The organism is Candidatus Paceibacterota bacterium (assembly GCA_041663045.1).
Lineage (GTDB): Bacteria > Patescibacteriota > Minisyncoccia > Phycocordibacterales > GWA1-40-21 > Bog-1340.
Genome location: JBAZRH010000001.1, coordinates 329431 through 347828 on the forward strand (window position 1 = coordinate 329431; position 18398 = coordinate 347828).

The following is an 18398-nucleotide window of genomic DNA, read 5'->3' on the forward strand; positions in this document are numbered from 1 at the left end:
CTATAAAAATCATCACCCTGCGAAATGGAGTTTGCTTTGGCAAACGACATATTTCACTGGGGTCTATTTCACTTGGTTAATTATATCATAATAAAATACTGACAAGTAGGGCGGGTGTGGAGAAAAAGCTCATTCACATCCCCGCTTTTCTGTGCAGAAATTTTCCCCAGCCGGAAAATTTCCTAATCCTCGGCGGCTTGCGCTGTGGTATACTTTTACTCGAAGATTACTTCTCGCAAAATTACACCACATCGCACCAGAAAAGGAGCCTACGGACACAGAAAAATGGGGACGTTCATTCGCTTACAGCAGAAAAATACGGCTTTGTAAAGCCATACTTCATAAGCGAGCGAGATTCTCAATTTTCTAGCATTGCCGAGAACCCGTGATAGAAGCAGTGTTCACTCTTATATTAGCTTCCTCGGCTCGGAAATGAAAAAGGAATTTTCATTTCTCTCGCTCTACGTCGCTAATAAATCAAGGAGATGTTTAGAAAAATCAAGTTGTTTGAGACACATTCTGATGTGGCGAGTTCTTGATTTTTCGTTAAGAACATCGACTATGATTTGACTCTGGTGAAGGCACACTGCTAGAAAATTGAGAATCGAGCGAGCGTTTAAATCAAGGTTACCGACGCAATACTATCCCCTTCTCTTAATTTCATAACTCTCACACCCTGCGTCTGCCTACCGAGCGAAGGAATTTCTTTGACCGCCACGCGTATGACCTGACTCTTTTTTGAAATAGTTGCGATTTCGTCTTCGCCGTCTGTGACGACTTTTGCGGAAATAATCTCCCCCGTTTTTGGTGTAACTTTCATGGTCTTGATACCAGACCCGCCTCTCTTTTGCACTTTATATTCTTTGAGTGGAGTTTTCTTTCCATAACCGTTTGAGCTCACCACGAGAAGCTCCGGATTCTGCATTGTTTTTGAAATAATGGCTGTACCGACGACAGTATCCCCTTTTCCAAGCTTTACACCACGGACACCAGAAGCATTCCTGCCCATAACGCGAATATCTTTATCTTTGAATCTGATAGATTGCCCTTTCGATGTGGCGATTATCGCCTCGTCGCCGTCATTCATAAAGAGCGCCGACTGAAGCTCATCTCCTGCATCTAGAGTGATGGCTATCAAGCCGTTTCTACGAACGTCTTTGAAGTTTTCTGCATCCACCCTCTTTGCCGTACCGTTTTTCGTCACAAAGATAAGTGAGAGTTTCAAATTCTTCATCGCCTTTGGCATAGCAAGGACAGAAGTGATTTTCTCCTCACCAGAAATCGCCAAGTAGTTTACAATCGCCTTGCCTTTTGTCGCTCTCTTACCTTCTGGCAATTCATACATTTTTATTTGATACGCCTTTCCTTTGTCTGTGAAGAAGAGAATATCATTGTGTGTAGAAGCAGTAATAAAATGAGTAATAAAATCTTCATCTTTTGTATCAAGGTCCACCACTCCCACCCCACCCCTCTTCTGCTTTCTGTATTCGTCTGGGTTTGTCCTCTTTACATATCCGCCAGCAGTAAGGACGAGCATACTTTCTTCGTCTGCTATCAAATCTTCATCTGAAAGTGTCTGTACTCCGCCTTTTATAACTTTTGTCCTTCTCTCATCGCCGTATTTGGCTTTGATTTCAAGAAGCTCGGACTTAACTATTTCGAGAATTCTCTTTGTCTTTGCCAAAATATCTTTCAAATCTTTTATAAGGGCCTGCACGGCAGAAAGCTCATCTTCGATTTTCTTTCTCTCAAGTCCGGCGAGCTTCTGCAAACGCATTTCAAGAATGGCATTGGCTTGGATTTCCGAAAACTTAAATACTTTCATGAGCTGTGCACGAGCGTCATCTACGTCTTTTGATTTCTTTATAAGTTTGATGATTTCGTCTATATGATCAAGCGCCTTTTTCAAACCAAGCAAAATATGCTCTCTCGCCTCGGCCTTTTTCAAATCAAATTCTGTCCTCCTTTTTACGACAATCTTTCTATGATCTATGAATTCTTCCAGGAAAGAAAGGAGTGAAAGTGTCTTCGGTACGCCGTCTACAAGAGCGACAAGGTTGAAGTGAAATGTCTCCTCGAGCTGTGTATGTTTATACAAATAATTCAAAACGCTTTGTGGCTGAGCGCCATTTTTGAGGTCAACGACAATACGGATGTCTTTTGCAGACTCATCACGCAAACCCCTTATACCTTCTATTTTCTTTTCACGGACAAGCTCGGCGATAGCGATGATAAGCTCGGCTTTGTTGACCCTATAAGGTATCGAGGTGATTATTATCTGAAATTGACCTTTTTTGTCTTCTACTATTTCGGCATGACCTCTCGTCACCACCCCTCCTCTACCTGTGGAATATGCGTGGTTGATATCTGTTTGATTGTAAATCATCCCGCCTGTCGGAAAATCTGGCCCTTTTATAAATTTCAAAAGGTCTTCAGTGGTAGCATCTTCATTGTCTGCCAAGTGAATAGTTGCATCGATCACCTCTCCAAGGTTGTGCGGGGGGATATTCGTCGCCATACCGACAGCAATACCGAGAGTTCCGTTTAACAAAAGGTTCGGCACACCGGCTGGAAGGACGGTTGGTTCTTTTTTGGTATTGTCATAGTTGGGCTTCCAATCAACGGTTTCTTTTTCCAAATCTTTCAGCATTTCACCGGCGATTTTTGACATCTTCGCCTCGGTGTATCTCATAGCGGCGGCTGAATCGCCGTCTATGTTTCCAAAGTTTCCCTGACCGATAATATGCGGATATCTAAGTGAGAAATCCTGTGCCATTTTGACCATAGAATCATAGACAGCAACATCGCCGTGCGGGTGATAATTTCCAAGTACTTCTCCGACCACAGCGGAAGATTTCCTTGTCCTTGCACCTGCGGTAAGGTTCATTTGGCCCATGGCATAAAGGATTCTTCTATGCACTGGTTTCAAACCATCGCGGACATCGGGAAGGGCGCGGTCTGTGATGACAGACATGGCATAGTCGATAAATGACTCTTTCATTTCGGTCGTAATGCTTCTGTCGGAAAGAGCTCTATGCTCTATTTTTACAGCTTCCTCTCCATTTCCTTCTGATTTGTTTTTCGCCATGACTATTTATTAAAAATTTCTACAAAATTATCTTTCAATTCTTTCATCTGTCCTGAATCAAATATTGATTTTCTAATTTCTGGACTATCAACAATGTTAATCAAATTATTTAAGACAAGTGCAAATATTACCACAATCAAAGTGATAACGACAGCGCTTGTAAAGGCAAAAACTCTCTTTTTTCTTTCTGGCATTTTCTCTATCTTTGAAAGAAAAGACATAATTTTCACTTACAAATTTGCAGAAAGAACCACCACCTCGCCCTGTTTGCCATCCAAATCCTTCTTCTTGATTGTCAGCTTGTCTATCGGTTTTACATTTTCTTCACCCGCTGCTTTCAGATATTTCTTCAAACCATCTTTTTGTCCGACATCCCCATAATGCATCGGTATGATTATCTTCGGCTCGATTTCCACAGAAAGCTTTTCTGCTTTCACTGCATCAAGTACACCGTCGTCGCCCACGGGCAAGAAGAGAATATCGACATCACCAAGTGCTTCTTTGACTTCGCTTGAAAGATTGATATCGGAAAGCGTGCCAAGGAAACAAAGATTCATATTTTCAAGAGTGACGGAATAAATAGTGTTGATGCGTTCTTTGCCGGCATAAGAAGATTTCGAACCAAAACCTTTTATGAAAATTTCTTTGACTTCGTATTCGCCCGGACCGGAAATGACAAAAGGGTCCTTGCCATTGTAAGAGAGGTTTTCTGTGCCATTCATATCCGGGTGATTGACGCTCACAAGTGCAATATCAGCAAAAAAACGTGTCGGCTTAAACTTTGATTCTTTTGAAATCGGATTAAAAGCGAGGGTTGTGTCGCCAAACTGAACTTTAAAAAATTCCACCCCTTGATAAGTGATAATCATGGGTTAATTATAGCAAATTCCGACCGATTCGGCAATACAAAAAAAGCTCCCTCGCATTTCCTTTTTGGTGCACACGTCAAATTTCCCTGCGAGGAATTTGCGCTCCCTCTCGGCCTCTCTCGTCCGCCTGATTACAGGCGAACGCCATGCCCGCTCGGCCTGCGAGAGTCACCAAAAAAGAAAACGCTCGGTCGCTAACATAAAAAAATCCCAACAAAAAACCACACGAGTGGAGGAAACTTTTCCTCTCAACTCGCGTGGTATCACTCGCCAACCCTGACTCACCCACTTACTTGAGCAGAATCGCTGTGCAGACGAAGTGTTCGCCTTCACTGCCATCGATTTCAACCGAATCCGTGAGGGTTTCGACGGCTTTCGTCTGCTTTTTGTCATCATCACTCATCTGGTCGAATACTTCCCCAATGTCTGGCTTGAGGAAGAAGCGAGAAGACGATTTGACAAGAAAACGAATTCGTTTGAACTCCTTTAAACCATCGACGAGTTCGTCGGGCTTGAAGTCGAACGTGTGCGATATACCCCGAGGGTTCTTGCGGATTTTTTCCATCGTATCTTTGTCTGCCGTATAGTAGCCCACAACACTTCCTTTCCCTTTGTGGGTTTCAGACACGATGAGAATTCTGCTAAGTAACTCGCGAATCTCATCAGATGACGTCCTTTTGTAGTTGCTGTACAGAACTTTCGTATCTATTTTATTTCCCATGATTATTCTCCTTCTTCTTGATTTTATTACTGGTATTTACCAGTGTGGACTTCCGTTTGAGATGTTAGCATAGTTTAAACTTTTTGTCAAGCATTTACTTTCCCATATCTTCGTGTATTATTCTTTCTGTTAATAGCAGTCGTGCAAAGAGATAACCTCGATCATCGGAAAATTCAAGATTACGGAAGATGAACGAAACTTTTTGAGCGAACAATTTATTTGTCCGCTAGTGAGCGGATTTTCTTGTCCCGAGTGAAAATCAACGGATTAGAAGAAAAAATAAAATAACCGATTGAAAATTAAATAGAATTTAAAACAGGTCTCTATTTTTAAATTTTCTTTTCGGGATTATTATGGCAAAAGAAATAAAGAAAGTTGCGATTGCAGATGTAGAGATTTCTGCCGAAGCAAAAGCAAAGAAAGATAGTTTGATGGGTAAGCTTTTCAATGATGTCAAAAATCCTCCATCGGAAGGAGAAGTCGTGGAAGGTAAAGTTATCGGAGTTGAAAAGTCTAGAGTTTATGTTGACCTACAACCATTTGGTTCAGGTCTTATTTATGGTAAGGAATTCATCACCGCAAGAGATGTTATCAAGAAGCTTAATATCGGCGACATCGTCTCCGCAAAAATAGTAGACGTAAATGGAAGAGACGGTTATATAGAGCTTTCTTTGAAAGAAGCTCGCCAGGCCCTTATCTGGGATGAAGCCGAAAAAGCTATCAAGAGCAAAATCGTATTTGAAATTCCGGTCAAGGAAGCCAACAAAGGCGGACTTATGCTTGAATGGCAAGGTATTACAGGATTCTTACCAGCATCACAGCTCAAAGCCGAACACTATCCAAAAATAGTAGACGGGGACAAAGACAAAATTCTTGATGAATTGAAAAAACTCGTCGGGCAGAAGATTTCTGTCGCGATAATTACTGCCACTCCAAAAGAAGGCAAACTTATTTTCTCCGAGAAAAACATTGAAAAGAAAGAAAAGCAGAAAATGGCCGACAAATACAAAGTCGGAGATATTCTGGATGGAGAGATTACCGGCACGGTAGACTTCGGTGTCTTCGTGAAGCTTGAAGATGGTCTAGAAGGACTTGTGCATATTTCAGAAATCGACTGGGCGCTTGTAGATGATCCAAGAGCAATGTTTAAACAGGGAGATAAAGTCAAAGTAAAAGTTATAGATGTGAAAGACGGAAAAGTTTCGCTTTCTATCAAAGCTTTGAAGACAAACCCTTGGGTTGAGGCGGAGAAGAAATATAAAAAGGGCGATATGGTGGAAGCTGTTGTCATCAAATTCAACAAATATGGCGCACTTGCAAGTATTGAAGAGGGTGTCGCTGGACTTGTGCATATTTCAGATTTCGGTTCAGAAAATAAAATGAAAGAAAAGATTAGCTTGGGTAAAAACTACACGTTCAAGATAAATCTCTTTGAAGCAAAGGGACAGAAGATGGGGTTGAGTTTTGTTAAATAAAAGCTCGCTCGGATATCCAATTTTGAGACCCGCATTCCGCCATGGGCGGATGATCCCTCTCCCGCCGTCGCGGTCCGTAACTCTCAAAATTAAATATCCTCGCTCGTTTACTTGCAGACAAATTCACAGAGGGGGTTCGCTTTGCGAACCCCCTCTTTGGATTACGGAGGTCGAACCTCCGTAAAACATTTTCTGCATAAAAAAGCGGCGCTGAGCATACAGCGCCGCTTACCAAAATCAAGATAGCTTCAAGTTTGGATTTCCTTGGCCAAGAAACGCCACGTCTTACAGTGATTCTCTTTCATCCAAAGCTCCGATATATTGTCAGAACAATGAATTGTGCGTTTGTTAACACAGAATCCGACTTGACCTATAGGGGTGGTCCCGTCCTGTTCAGTGCTTACTTCCTCTCTCTTGAAACTAAGTGCCGCCCTATCCCACTCACCAGTTTCTGGATTAGCAGTAAGTGCTTTGATAGACATTCTATCCACCAATTCTGGGTATCTTCTGATAAATCCCAATACTTCGACGGGAGTTAGGAATGCTAGATTATTCTCATCGATATATAGGACTACATCCCCGTAAGACATAACCTGATCTTCTGGTGGAAAAATCTTGTAGACAACCTCTTCGATAACACAGTCGTCACTAGGACTATCCCCCTTAAGTTCCCCTAAGAGCTTATTCTGATTTATGCCAGGATGCACAAAGCCACGTACTTTTTTCAATTCTCCGACAAGGAAGTCGGGTGTATCGCAGTGATTTATATCCACTATGTATACACCATCTCCGAATGGATTCGGATCACCTCGTAGGAAACGTTTGAAAGCGTTCCCCCAGAAGCGAGCATTTTTGTTACCACTCAACCTTTCGAGAAGGTCAATGATCACACCGAAAAAGTTTTCCGGTAGACCACCAAGCATCTCAACTATCTTACCGAGCATGTCAGATTTTTTAGACATGGTCAGCTCCTTTTCTTTTTTACAGAACTTACCGAGTAATCAGCCCTTCTCCGCACACGCGAATCAGAGATGATTTCCTTTGTATTTCTATCACTTTGTATACAAAAGTCAAATGGGCGGGGTTTGCCTTCGGCAAACCCCGCCCATTTTGTATTTCACTAGAAACTATTCACAAACCCCGTCGCTATCTCCCTCCCATCTTTCACAAGAATCTCCAAACCTTCGGCGGCTTTTTTCGCGAGCTTTTTAAATGTGATCTGTTCGGCTGGTTTAAACTTTCCAAGAATCAAGTCCACTACAGCTTTTTCGCCTTGCGGTTTCTTTATTTTCCCACTTCCAGTTGCTGGTGAAATCCCAACTCTCAATCTGATAAACGCTTCGGTCTTTATGGCTTTTACTATTGATACTACTCCCCTATGCCCTCCGGCACTTTTATTAAATGACATTTTTATTTTACCAAAAGGAATATCGAGATCGTCGTGTATTACCACAAGTGTCTCTGCAGACTTTTTGCTTTTTATAATAGGTCCGACAGCATTTCCGCTTTTGTTCATAAAAGTATTCGGCTTTATAAGCATGACGGTATTTTTTCCAACCTTTTCTTTTGCAACGAGAGAATTTAATTTCTTATCCTCTTTCCATTCTTCGACTCCGACAAGCTTGGCAAAAGCATCGATGACCATAGCCCCTGTATTATGCCTTGTCCATTCATATTCTTGTCCAGGATTCCCAAGACCAACGATTGTGTAATTCATACTAATAGTGTAATGCTAAAGACTGAAAAAGTAAAATACTAAAAATTAGTCCGAAAATATAGCTAAAGATAGACTTACTTTGTCGCCCCCAAACTGCTTGACAATAAGGACAGATGGGTGTATACTACTAAACAGGAGTATTGGGGTGTAAATGGCTTGTCGCTGTTCATCTTTGATACAAATGATATTTGAAAACGGGTATCGCTACCCTTTGGCTAAAAAGCCGTTAGTGAATTTGGAGGAAAAAATGGATAAGATGCTCAAAATGATGTTATTTTTTGTACTTGGGTCCGTCCTGAGTTTCTGGGGTTTTCATATCGTCTTTGAAGAAAGTATGCACTACGCTTTTTTCGAGACTATAGTCATAGGGATGTTTATACTTGCAAATGACAGTATAACAAAAAAGGCAACGGTGGATAGAGAGTCTTCGCGTGCATTATACTACTCATTGTGGTTGGTCTTTATAACTACCATGGTTCCATTACGGATAGGGGTCTATTGCGGTATTATTGACAATGCAAGTGCTTTCGTCTTTAAGATCGTGCCGTGAGTAAATCGGTTTGTCGCCACCCCGCTTTTATAGGGGGTGGCGATTTTTTTATTTCCATTTTCTACTCCCTATTCGTAAGCGAGCGAGACTTGTGATTTTTGAGCATTACATGCTTTAATCTATTTCATGAGCGAGCGAGTATTCCGATTTTGTTGTGTCCGCAGGCGAGCTTGCATGGTGCGATGTGGTGTAATTTTGCGAGAAGTAATCTTCGAGCAAAAGTATACCACATCGCAAGCCGCCGAGGATTAGGAAATTTTTCGGCTGGGGAAAATTTCTGCACAACAAAATTGGGATACGAGCGAGCTATTTGTGTCAAACCCCTTTCCGTATTATAATGCCCTTTACATGAAAAAATTCGTCAAAGAAACCCTCGGCGTGGTAATCCTATCCGTAATAATCGTTCTCCCCGTCCGCATATTCATAGCCCAGCCATTTATCGTTTCTGGAGCATCTATGGATAATTCTTTTGCCGGCGGTAACTATTTAATAATAGATGAGCTTTCATATAGATTTGAAGCCCCAAAAAGGGGTGATGTTATTGTTTTTAAAGTGCCAGAAGAAGCCCTCGTACTTTCTCACTATGCATTAGACAAGACTGTATTTTTTATCAAAAGAGTTATCGGCCTTCCGGGTGAGACAATAGAAATAGATGGCGATAAAGTTACAATCTTTAATACAGAAAATCCAAAAGGTCTTGTACTTAGTGAGCCTTACGTTTATATAGACAAGCTCTCCCCTTACTACACGGTTGTAAATAAAAAAATCACCCTTGGTGCAGACGAATATTTTGTTATGGGAGACAATCGCCACAACAGCTCCGATTCAAGATTCTGGGGTACACTGAAAAAGGAAAATATAAAAGGCCGAGCATTTGTCCGTCTTTTCCCTTTCACACAGATATCACTTTTCCCAGGAGAATATAATCAATATTAATATGACAAAACAGAAAAAAACGAGAAGGGTGGCTGAATCAAAATTTATAAACTTTACACCAATAGACAAAGCTGTTGAAGCTGCGATTTATTATGGCTTTACACCGACAAAACACCCTAAGGCAAATAAAGAAGATCTTGTAAGGATTTCTGCATTAAAAGAAAGTTGGGCCAAAAGCTGCGCCGAAATGCCTTGGGTTTTCTCTACAGAATTTGCTGAAGAAAGAGCTGCGTTTTTGAGAGAATATTTTGAACAAAGCATGAATATACTCCCCCAGCCAGTAATGCTCGTCTATGAAAGCGAAACAGGAAAAGAAAGAGGGAAAAATTCTTTCAATCTTGAAGTTGTAGGTACACCAAAGAGTATTGCCGAAGCCCTTCTTATAAAAACAGCTGTAGCCATACTCGAAGATAATGGCTATAAGAATCTTTCAATAGAAATCAATAGTATTGGTGACAAAGAATCTTTAAATAAATTTGCAAGAGAGCTTACAAACTACTACAAGAAAAATATAAATGAGCTCTCTCCTCATTGCAGGCAAAATTTTAAGAAAGATGCCTTTTATGTTCTCAATTGTGATAAGTGTGAGTGTACAAAGTTAAAAGAAGGGGCACCCACTTCTGTGGGATGTCTTTCTGATGAGAGCCGGGTACAATTTAAAGAAGTCTTTGAATATATTGAGACAATGGGAATACCTTTTAAGATAAATAACTGCCTTGTACCAGATAGAAAGTATTGTTCACAGACTATCTTTGAAATTAAAGATAATGAAAGTGAAGATGCCCTAGCTATCGGCTTTAGATACGACGGGCTTGCACAGAAAATCGGTCACAAGAAAGATTTACCTGGAGTTGGATTAAAAGTCTTCCTTAAGAAAAAGTCTACTATTAAAAAAGTCTCAAAACTTAATAAACCCACTGCTTTCTATGTGCAACTTGGCGATGATGCAAAACATAAAAGTTTGGAAGTAATAGAGGCTCTTAGAAAAGAAAAAATATTTATTTATCATATGCTTGGAAGGGATAAATTTGGTAGCCAGTTTGCACTTGTAGAAAAGTCTAAGGTCCCTTATGTGATTATTATGGGCAAAAAAGAATCGCTGGAAAACTCCGTGATGATAAGAGAAAATGCCACGAGAACACAAGAGACCATCAAAATAAGTGATTTAGCAAAGTATTTGAAGAAACTTAAGGCCTAAAAGCTCGCTCATATCACTATTTTCCTGTGCAGAAATTTTCCCCAGCCGAAAAATTTCCTAACTCCTTACAGGAGCAGTACACCTTTCACATTTTGAGTACAAAACGTTCAAGGTCTTTTATTTGGGTCCCTTACCCAAATCTCAACTCGGCGGCTTGCGCTGTGGTATACTTTTGCTCGTGAATACACTTCGCAAAATTACACCACATCGCACCGCACAAGCTCGCCTGCGGACACAGGAAAATAGTAATATTCGCTCGCTTATCGCTTGCATTCTTCTATGTAAAGTGTTATCATCTCCCCCTGTATGGCAACAAACATCGAAGTAGAAAAAAATAGTAGTGAAAGCAATGCAAGTCTTCTCAGAAGATTTACTAAAAAAGTGCAAGGTTCTGGAGTATTACCAAGAGTAAGATCTATTAGGTATTCTGGCAGAAAGCTCTCTCATTACAAGACCAAAATAAAAACATTGGAGGGTTTGAAGAGAAGAGCAGACAGAGTAGAACAGATCAAACTAGGAAAAATCCAAGAAAATCCAGGAAGATCAAGATAATGAAAAAAGACGGTAATTTCATAATAATAAACAAGACGAAAGGCAAGCTCCCAAGCTTGCCATTTCTCAATATGAAAAATTACGTCTTGGGGGAAGACTACTCCCTCTCGCTTGTAATAGTCGGCAAAAAGAAGATCAGAGATTTAAATAAAAAATATCGCGGTATAGATTCATCCACAGATATTTTAAGTTTCCCGCTTGAAAAGAAACTTGGAGAAATATTTATTTGCCAAGACATTGCCAGAGAGAAGGCTCCATTGTTTGAAAGAGAATATAATAATTTCTTATCATATTTATTTATACATGGGCTAGTTCATTTGTTGGGATATGACCACGGCATAAAGATGGAAGAGGTAGAAATAGTAAACAGAAAGCATTTTCAAATTTAAAAATATTTTGTTATAATTTGGCTATAATTTATCATTAGCCAATGTCACAAAGAATATCAGTAGGAATAGATATCGGAACATACCAAATAAAAGTGGTTGTCGCTGAGGATGTAAAGAATGAAAATGGCATTACAAGTGCACGTGTTATCGGTAGTGGCTATATTGAATCAAAGGGTTTAAGACACGGATATATACTCAACACCCCTGATGTGGCAAGAAGTTTAAAAATCGCAATAACTCAGGCTGAAAGAACCTCTAAAATAAGAATCAAAAGAGCATACGTCTCAATAGGTGGAATTGGTATTTCTGGGATTATGTCAAAGGGTTCTGTTATGATCTCAAAAGCTGATTCGGAAATAACAGACCTTGATGTTAGAAATGTCTTAGCTGTTGCGGAAGAAGAATTATCACAAAATTCTTTGATGAATAAAAAGATTGTTCATGCAATTCCTGTTTCATATAAAATAGACGGCCAAGTAGTAATCGGCAGGCCAGCAGGGATGCGTGGTACAAAGCTAGAAGTAAAAGCTCTTTTTGTAACGTGCCTTGAACAACATTTGAATGATCTAATAAAAGCCGTGGAAGAAGCAGGTGTAGAAGTACTAGACGTTATGGCCTCCCCACTTGCTGCAAGTATTGTAAGTCTTACAAAAGTACAAAAAATAGCCGGGTGTGTATTGGCAAATATCGGTTCAGAAACAGTTTCTATAGTTGTATTTGAAAACAACACTCCAATATCACTTGAGGTCTTCCCTATTGGTAGTACCGATATTACAAACGATATTGCTCTTGGATTCAAAATTCCAATAGATGAAGCAGAACATGTGAAAATGGGCTCTGTTCTTTCTGATAGCCAGTATCCGAGAAAAAAACTTGAAGAAATCATTCTCGCCCGACTTTCAGATATTTTTGATCTTGTAGAAGTACATCTAAAAAAGATAGGCAGAAGCGGTCTCTTACCAGCTGGTATTGTACTTACTGGCGGAGGAGCTAGCCTTTCTACAATAGAAGAAATAGCAAAAGACTCTCTTAAACTTCCGTCAAAAGTTGCTTCGATCAATTTTATTTCAAATATTAAAAATAGTCAGCTCAGCGATTCTTCTTGGTCTGTTGCCTATGGGCTTGCCGTCTGGGGTATTAGTAACAGTAGTGATATTCCAACAGGTATTCGCCTTCCGAGAAACACTATAAAAAAGATGACGGATTGGTTTGGACAATTCTTACCATAACATAAAACTCTTTTGTGAAGAAAAACTAAAAAGACGGGGTTTTTGCTTCGCAAAAACCCCGTCTTTTTCTGTGTCCTGCAGATATAAACCAGTCACGCTATCCACATGAAGTCAACTTTCCTTTTTATGGTGTCTTTTGGTATGATTACTTCAAGTTAATTTTGAGTTGTTTATTAGTTAAATTTTAATTGCTGGACGCGAAAAAGCCGTCGTGGTCATTTGATTTTATTCAAACGACAGACAGTAGGTAGCTAACAGCCAGAAAGAATATGCCACAAATAAAACCAGAGGTTGAGACATTTGCAAGAATAAAAGTTCTTGGGGTTGGAGGCTCAGGAAAAAATGCCGTGAATCACATGATAAGTTCCAAAGTAAAAGGGATAGAATTTATCGTAATCAATACAGACGCACAAGATTTACATCACTCACTCGCATCAAAGAAAATCCATATTGGAAAAAATCTTACAAAAGGTCTCGGCGCAGGTATGAATCCTGAGATCGGAAAAAGGGCTGCTGAAGAAACAAGAGAAGAAATACAGGAAGCCATCAAAGGTGCAGATATGGTCTTTGTCTCTTGTGGTAAGGGTGGTGGCACAGGTTCTGGGGCGACTCCGGTTATAGCAAAAATAGCAAAAGAAATGGGTATTCTCACTGTTGGTGTTGTTACAAAACCATTTTCTTTTGAAGGGACGGTAAGAAACAGAATCGCCGAGCAAGCCATTGAAGAACTTAGAAAAAATGTTGATGCTTTGATTACAATTCCTAATGACAGACTTTTAGCTACGGTATCAAGAGAAACAACAGCAAAATCCGCCTTCGGTATGTGTGATGATATTTTAAAACAGGCCGTTGAAGGAATTTCAGATCTTATCACAATGCCAGGAACTATCAAAAATATAGACTTCGCAGACATAAAGGCAGTTTTGGAAAATGCCGGCGCAGCTCTTATGGGTATTGGTATGGCTAGTGGCGACAAGAGAGCAGAAGAAGCAGCCAAGATGGCTATCAGCTCCCCTCTCCTTGAAGTCTCAATAAATGGAGCAAAAGGTGTGCTATTTTCTGTAGCTGGTGGAGATGATGTAACTTTGTTTGAAATTCAAGATATAGCAAAGATAATTACAGATTCTGTAGATCCAAACGCAAAAATAATTTTCGGGACAATAAATGACGACAGATTGAAGAAAAACGAAATTAAAGTCACTGTTATTGCTTCAGGTTTTTCAGATATACCAGCCAAGAAATCGCTTTTCCATGGAGTGACAAATACTAAACCGGAAGAAAAAGATGAGAAAAAAACGTCTAAAATATTCGGCGGTTCGACAAAAGAAGAAGTAAAGCCAGAGCCAGTACCAGAAAAAAAAGATATTAAAATAGATGAAGATGACGACTGGGGTGCTGTACCGGCTTTCTTGAGAAGATCTAAAATAAAATAATTCGCTCGTATCGTCACTTTTCTGTGCAGAAATTTTCCCCAGCCGGAAAATTTCCTAATCCTCGGCGGCTTGCGCTGTTGGTATACTTTTGCTCGAAGATTACTTCTCGCAAAATTACACCACATCGCACCATGCAAGCTCGCCTGCGGACACAGAAAAGTAACGATACTCGCTCAAAGACTTACAAGATTATGATTTACGATTTAGCTATCATCGGTGGTGGACCTGCTGGCGTTGCTGCCGGAGTTTATGCTGCCAGAAAAAGGATAAAAACGGTTTTTATAACCGAGAGTTTTCATAATCAAAGCGTCGTCTCTGACAATATTCAAAACTGGATAGGCACGCCTTCCATAAGCGGTGAGAATCTAGCTTCAAATCTTGAGAAACATCTCAAAGCTTATTCTGGCGATATCGTAGATATAAAAGAAAAAGAGAAAGTCGAAAGTCTTACAAAAGACGGCAAGGACTTTATAATTTCAACAAATAAAAATAAATACAGCGTCAAGACCGTATTGGTGGCCTCCGGAAGCGTCCGAAGGAAATTAAATATAAAAGGTGCGGAAGAGTTTGAAGGCAAAGGCATCACATACTGTGCCACTTGCGACGGACCTATGTTTGCCGATATGGATGTGGCAGTGATTGGCGGTGGAAATAGTGCATTTGAATCCGCTTCCCAGCTTCTCGCTTATGTCAAAAGCGTTACAATCCTTCAAAGAAGTGATTTTAGGGCAGATCCCATAACCATCAAAAAGGTTCTCTCCGACCCACGAGCCCACGCAATATCAAATGTGGATTTGATAGAAATAAAAGGCGATAAGTTTGTATCAGGAATAGTTTATAAAGAGAAAGACAGCGATGAAGCGAAAGAGCTTCCTGTACAAGGTATTTTCGTAGAAATCGGCGCAAATCCTTCTGTGGATTACATCAAACACGGTATTGTGAAGCTCGATGAAAAAGAACATGTGATAGTAGACCCAAAAACCCAAAAAACTTCCGAGGAAGGCATCTGGGCTGCTGGCGACTGCACCGATGGACTATACAAACAAAACAATATCGCCGCCGGCGACGCTATTAAAGCGCTGGAGGATATTTATAAATATCTGAAGATGAAATAGAGTTATTTATTGATGATAATATCGCAAAACTTTCTAGATAAGAAAACTAACCTTCTCTGAATATCGGTCCTACCAAGTCTTAAAACACACACGCCCTTATAATAATCATAAGTCTTTTTCCCTTTTGTTCTATTATCAATACTAATCGAAGTAAAGTTTTCTAATGGTATTTTTAATTCTTTCGACCAATACTTTCTAACATGATCCACGTCTTGGTCAGCACGCAAATGAAGCTCACACCTAAAGCCCTTTCTATCGAAACCGAAGCACTTCTCAATAGCTGATATAAAGAAGTTCAGTATTTGTGGATCAGAATTCCCTATACCGGTATTATTTGATTTTTTAAAACCTTCACCAAGATACAACATCGCTAAAGCTAGTTCTATAATCTTCTTATTATTATAATTAATACTATTTAGTATATTAATAGCATCCAATTCCGCTTTTATTATTCTTTTCTGTTTTTCGGCATTATGCCACAATATAGCCTTCTTTCTAGCTTCGATTAAAGCAAGTCGTTTATTCTCCTCTAGCTTAATCTCCTGATTAGCAGTTAGTTTTATACCGCTAAACCAACCACTTAACGTAGAACGTGGAATACTGTATTTCTTTTCTATGTGCCTAATAGAAAGACCTCTTTTTCTTAAAGAGATCGCATTATTCTTTAAATCGAACCATTTGGACTTCATGTATATATTATATACCCAATGGTCCGTATAATCAAATACATTATTGTGGGCGGTGAGGGATTCGAACCCACGACATCAAGAACGTCAATCCTGCGCTCTACCAACTGAGCTAACCGCCCAAATTTTCTTTAGAGATATTAGCACAAAAAAGCCAAAAAACAAATTGCGGTGTGTATTATACAAAGTTCGAATGTATTTTGAAAGCAACCCTGATGCCGACTAATCGCACGCGCGGAGCGCGTGGTGGCTCTAAACTGCCTCGTACGCTCGTATCGTTCCGCCACCGCCTCGCAAAGCCTCGGCGGAAACCCCGAAAGAAAAACACTCCTTGCATTTCTGATTTGGCGGGGGTGAAATTTCTTTTGAAAAAGGAAAGGGTGTTTTTCTTTCGGGGTTCTGCCCTCCAAGTATTCGGGCAGGTGGCGGAACAATGCGGACGAAGTTTTGGCAAAACTATTTTTTGGGGAGGAAAGGATTTGCCAAAACTTCGGCTGATTTGTTTTTGAATTCGGATGTCGCAAGCGGAGGAGGAGGGGTTTGGGGAGGAATTTTCCATTTGCTCCTCTTTTTGTTTTGGGGGAATTCGGGGCGGACTTCTACAAAAATCTTATCATCAACTATCGTTCGTGCCAACTTCTGCTTCACTAATGGTTTGGTAATTTCCACCGATAACTCTGTCCTTGCCCTGACTTGATAGTGCTTGATAAGATTTTTCTATGTCTTTACTACTAGATCGTAAAGTTCCGATTGTACTTTTGTATTCGCTAATTACATCTTTATAACTTTCACGAATTTGATTTGAAAAGAAAGAGATTATTGTATAAAGCAATCCTACAGAAATTGAAATTGTTCCTAAAATGCCACGCGGACTTGTAAAATTATTTGCTCCATTCAAGAGCCAGCAACCTGCAAGAAGCGTGATAAATAACACCAGTATAGATTGAAGTTCAATTTTTTTAATAAGTTCTTGCCACATATTATTCAAAGGTGCTATTTATCACGCTCAAAAATCCATTATCATCCGCTAAGTATTGTTTGAAACTTTTAAGTGTTGCTGATATATCGCCAATTTCAATTTCTCCAGCTTGAAATACATCAACATCAAAAAGAATGCCTAGGGTTTTTGCCTCGTCGTTTTTTACAACAGGTTGTATTACTAAATTTGCGCTAAAATCTTTTCCAGTTTTTACTTCAAGACGAATCACAGACGGCTTGGTTTCCTTAATAACAGTAAATTTCTTCAAATACTCATCTTGTTTTGCTTGGTCTGCAAATTCATATACAAAATAATTCCGCCAACCAATTCGGCTTATTTTTTCAACTTCTAATATCTTTGAAATTGTCTCTGCCTCCTTTGAGAATAGAGTTGAGATCATATCCAACGAATCTGGTTCAGCAAATTTCGCCCACACCGCTTGAGCGGTGATTTTTAATTGTTCAATTTTATCTTTCGGATCTTGAATAACTAACCCGTTGAGATTCATTGAAAACTGTGGGGCGGAATTCTTTTTGTGATAAGCATTCACGATTTCTCCCGCCTTATCAACATACTTAAAACCCTTAATCGTATTGACTTGAATAAACGATTCGGGGTTATTGAGCTTATTTAATTTGGCGATTGTTTTGCTCATAATTATTTTTAGTCTATTTTTGTTTCAATTATCTTTTTGAACTTCTTTTCTAACTCTGGTCTTATTTCTTCTCCAACTTCTTCATAAATTTTGATTAAATCCTCAAAAGTACCGGCTCCACCAAAATAATCCCAAAAATCTTTTCCAATGAGAAAGTCGTTACCTTTGTCGAAAAATTTAATACATGTCCATCGTTGGTATTCTTGTGGTGCGTAAGGATTATAATACATGCCTAAAAATATTTTCACCCTTTTACCCTCTCTTGCTTTCATAGCGTAAATCTCTAAAAGATCTCTCTTTGCAGCCCTCATTTCATTTTTATTTGGCTTAGGTCCTTTTATCTCGAAATATATTTCTTCGCCGTTATCTCGTTCAAGATAAAGATCAACAGTTTGAATTCTATCAACTAAATCCTTACTGTCCTGACTTGCATTATAGATTTCTTCTGACTCTTTTTTATGACTTGGCTCTCTCTTTACACTATCAAGATCACTGAGAATATTCTCAAATGTTCGCTGTGCTTCGTGTGTAATTTTTCCTTGCAATTTCTCTGTTCCTTGTAGTTTTTTTGCTACCTTAAAATTTTCTTTGGCAATGATTTTCGCAACTGATTCATGCCAACTACCAAGTGCGGTTTCGCAACCATGTATAAATCCTTTTGCTAAGTAACCCTTCTTTGTGAAAAGGGCATATTGAAAAGGTTTTGCTGAATCCTCATCGCTTAAATCATACTCCGCAATCTTCCTTAAGATTTTCTCTTTGAGAAATTGGTAAACCTCAATTTTTGATTTTTCAGATAAAGCCAT

19 protein-coding genes and 1 tRNA gene are annotated in these 18398 nt (G+C 39.6%); 9 read left to right on the forward strand and 11 right to left on the reverse strand.

The features are described 5' to 3' along the window. Positions 1-616: 616 nt before the first annotated feature. The 4 genes from gyrA to WC631_01685 all read right to left on the reverse strand — a co-directional run bounded on the left by gyrA (position 617) and on the right by WC631_01685 (position 4678). A complete protein-coding gene (gyrA, locus tag WC631_01670; GenBank protein ID MFA6227172.1) occupies positions 617-3088 on the reverse strand; it encodes a DNA gyrase subunit A in 2472 nt (823 codons plus the stop codon). 2 nt (positions 3089-3090) lie between these two features. Next, entirely contained in the window at positions 3091-3309 is a 219-nt protein-coding gene (locus WC631_01675) for a hypothetical protein (protein ID MFA6227173.1), read from the reverse strand. A gap of 9 nt (positions 3310-3318) precedes the next feature. Further along, positions 3319-3957, reverse strand: coding sequence for an MBL fold metallo-hydrolase (locus WC631_01680; GenBank protein MFA6227174.1), 639 nt, complete (start codon positions 3955-3957; stop codon positions 3319-3321). A 289-nt stretch (positions 3958-4246) separates the two neighbouring features. Then, a complete protein-coding gene (locus WC631_01685; protein ID MFA6227175.1) occupies positions 4247-4678 on the reverse strand; it encodes a hypothetical protein in 432 nt (143 codons plus the stop codon). 353 nt (positions 4679-5031) lie between these two features. Between WC631_01685 and WC631_01690 the strand changes: the two genes are divergently transcribed. Next, positions 5032-6153, forward strand: a complete 1122-nt coding sequence (locus WC631_01690; GenBank protein MFA6227176.1) for a S1 RNA-binding domain-containing protein — start codon at positions 5032-5034, stop codon at positions 6151-6153. Positions 6154-6401: 248 nt separating this feature from the next. Here WC631_01690 and WC631_01695 read toward each other — a convergent pair whose 3' ends face one another. After that, positions 6402-7115, reverse strand: coding sequence for a hypothetical protein (locus WC631_01695; protein MFA6227177.1), 714 nt, complete (start codon positions 7113-7115; stop codon positions 6402-6404). A 158-nt stretch (positions 7116-7273) separates the two neighbouring features. Next, positions 7274-7870, reverse strand: coding sequence for an aminoacyl-tRNA hydrolase (gene pth / locus WC631_01700; GenBank protein MFA6227178.1), 597 nt, complete (start codon positions 7868-7870; stop codon positions 7274-7276). Between the two features lie 181 nt (positions 7871-8051). On the opposite strand from pth, the gene WC631_01705 reads away from it, so the two are divergent. From WC631_01705 to WC631_01740, 8 genes are all read left to right on the forward strand, one after another. Further along, positions 8052-8420 carry a hypothetical protein gene (locus tag WC631_01705; protein MFA6227179.1) on the forward strand — a complete coding sequence of 123 codons (369 nt, stop codon included), beginning with the start codon at positions 8052-8054 and terminating at the stop codon, positions 8418-8420. A 348-nt stretch (positions 8421-8768) separates the two neighbouring features. Next, positions 8769-9356, forward strand: coding sequence for a signal peptidase I (lepB, locus tag WC631_01710; GenBank protein ID MFA6227180.1), 588 nt, complete (start codon positions 8769-8771; stop codon positions 9354-9356). Between the two features lies 1 nt (position 9357). Further along, a complete protein-coding gene (locus WC631_01715) occupies positions 9358-10554 on the forward strand; it encodes a His/Gly/Thr/Pro-type tRNA ligase C-terminal domain-containing protein (GenBank protein MFA6227181.1) in 1197 nt (398 codons plus the stop codon). A 306-nt stretch (positions 10555-10860) separates the two neighbouring features. Next, positions 10861-11106 carry a hypothetical protein gene (locus WC631_01720; GenBank protein MFA6227182.1) on the forward strand — a complete coding sequence of 82 codons (246 nt, stop codon included), beginning with the start codon at positions 10861-10863 and terminating at the stop codon, positions 11104-11106. Then, entirely contained in the window at positions 11106-11495 is a 390-nt protein-coding gene (gene ybeY, locus WC631_01725; GenBank protein MFA6227183.1) for an rRNA maturation RNase YbeY, read from the forward strand. Before WC631_01720 ends, ybeY begins: the two co-directional genes overlap by 1 nt. A gap of 41 nt (positions 11496-11536) precedes the next feature. Continuing rightward, a complete protein-coding gene (gene ftsA, locus WC631_01730) occupies positions 11537-12724 on the forward strand; it encodes a cell division protein FtsA (GenBank protein ID MFA6227184.1) in 1188 nt (395 codons plus the stop codon). 269 nt (positions 12725-12993) lie between these two features. Next, positions 12994-14157 (forward strand): cell division protein FtsZ, encoded by a 1164-nt coding sequence (gene ftsZ, locus WC631_01735; protein MFA6227185.1) that lies wholly within the window; start codon positions 12994-12996, stop codon positions 14155-14157. Positions 14158-14348: 191 nt separating this feature from the next. Continuing rightward, positions 14349-15272 carry an FAD-dependent oxidoreductase gene (locus WC631_01740; protein ID MFA6227186.1) on the forward strand — a complete coding sequence of 308 codons (924 nt, stop codon included), beginning with the start codon at positions 14349-14351 and terminating at the stop codon, positions 15270-15272. Between the two features lie 2 nt (positions 15273-15274). Here WC631_01740 and WC631_01745 read toward each other — a convergent pair whose 3' ends face one another. The 5 genes from WC631_01745 to WC631_01765 all read right to left on the reverse strand — a co-directional run bounded on the left by WC631_01745 (position 15275) and on the right by WC631_01765 (position 18398). Further along, positions 15275-15961 (reverse strand): hypothetical protein, encoded by a 687-nt coding sequence (locus WC631_01745; GenBank protein MFA6227187.1) that lies wholly within the window; start codon positions 15959-15961, stop codon positions 15275-15277. 46 nt (positions 15962-16007) lie between these two features. Beyond that, positions 16008-16080, reverse strand: a tRNA-Val gene (locus WC631_01750). Positions 16081-16574: 494 nt separating this feature from the next. After that, positions 16575-16937 (reverse strand): hypothetical protein, encoded by a 363-nt coding sequence (locus tag WC631_01755; GenBank protein ID MFA6227188.1) that lies wholly within the window; start codon positions 16935-16937, stop codon positions 16575-16577. Position 16938: 1 nt separating this feature from the next. After that, positions 16939-17592, reverse strand: a complete 654-nt coding sequence (locus tag WC631_01760; GenBank protein MFA6227189.1) for a hypothetical protein — start codon at positions 17590-17592, stop codon at positions 16939-16941. An 8-nt stretch (positions 17593-17600) separates the two neighbouring features. After that, a complete protein-coding gene (locus WC631_01765; protein MFA6227190.1) occupies positions 17601-18398 on the reverse strand; it encodes a TdeIII family type II restriction endonuclease in 798 nt (265 codons plus the stop codon).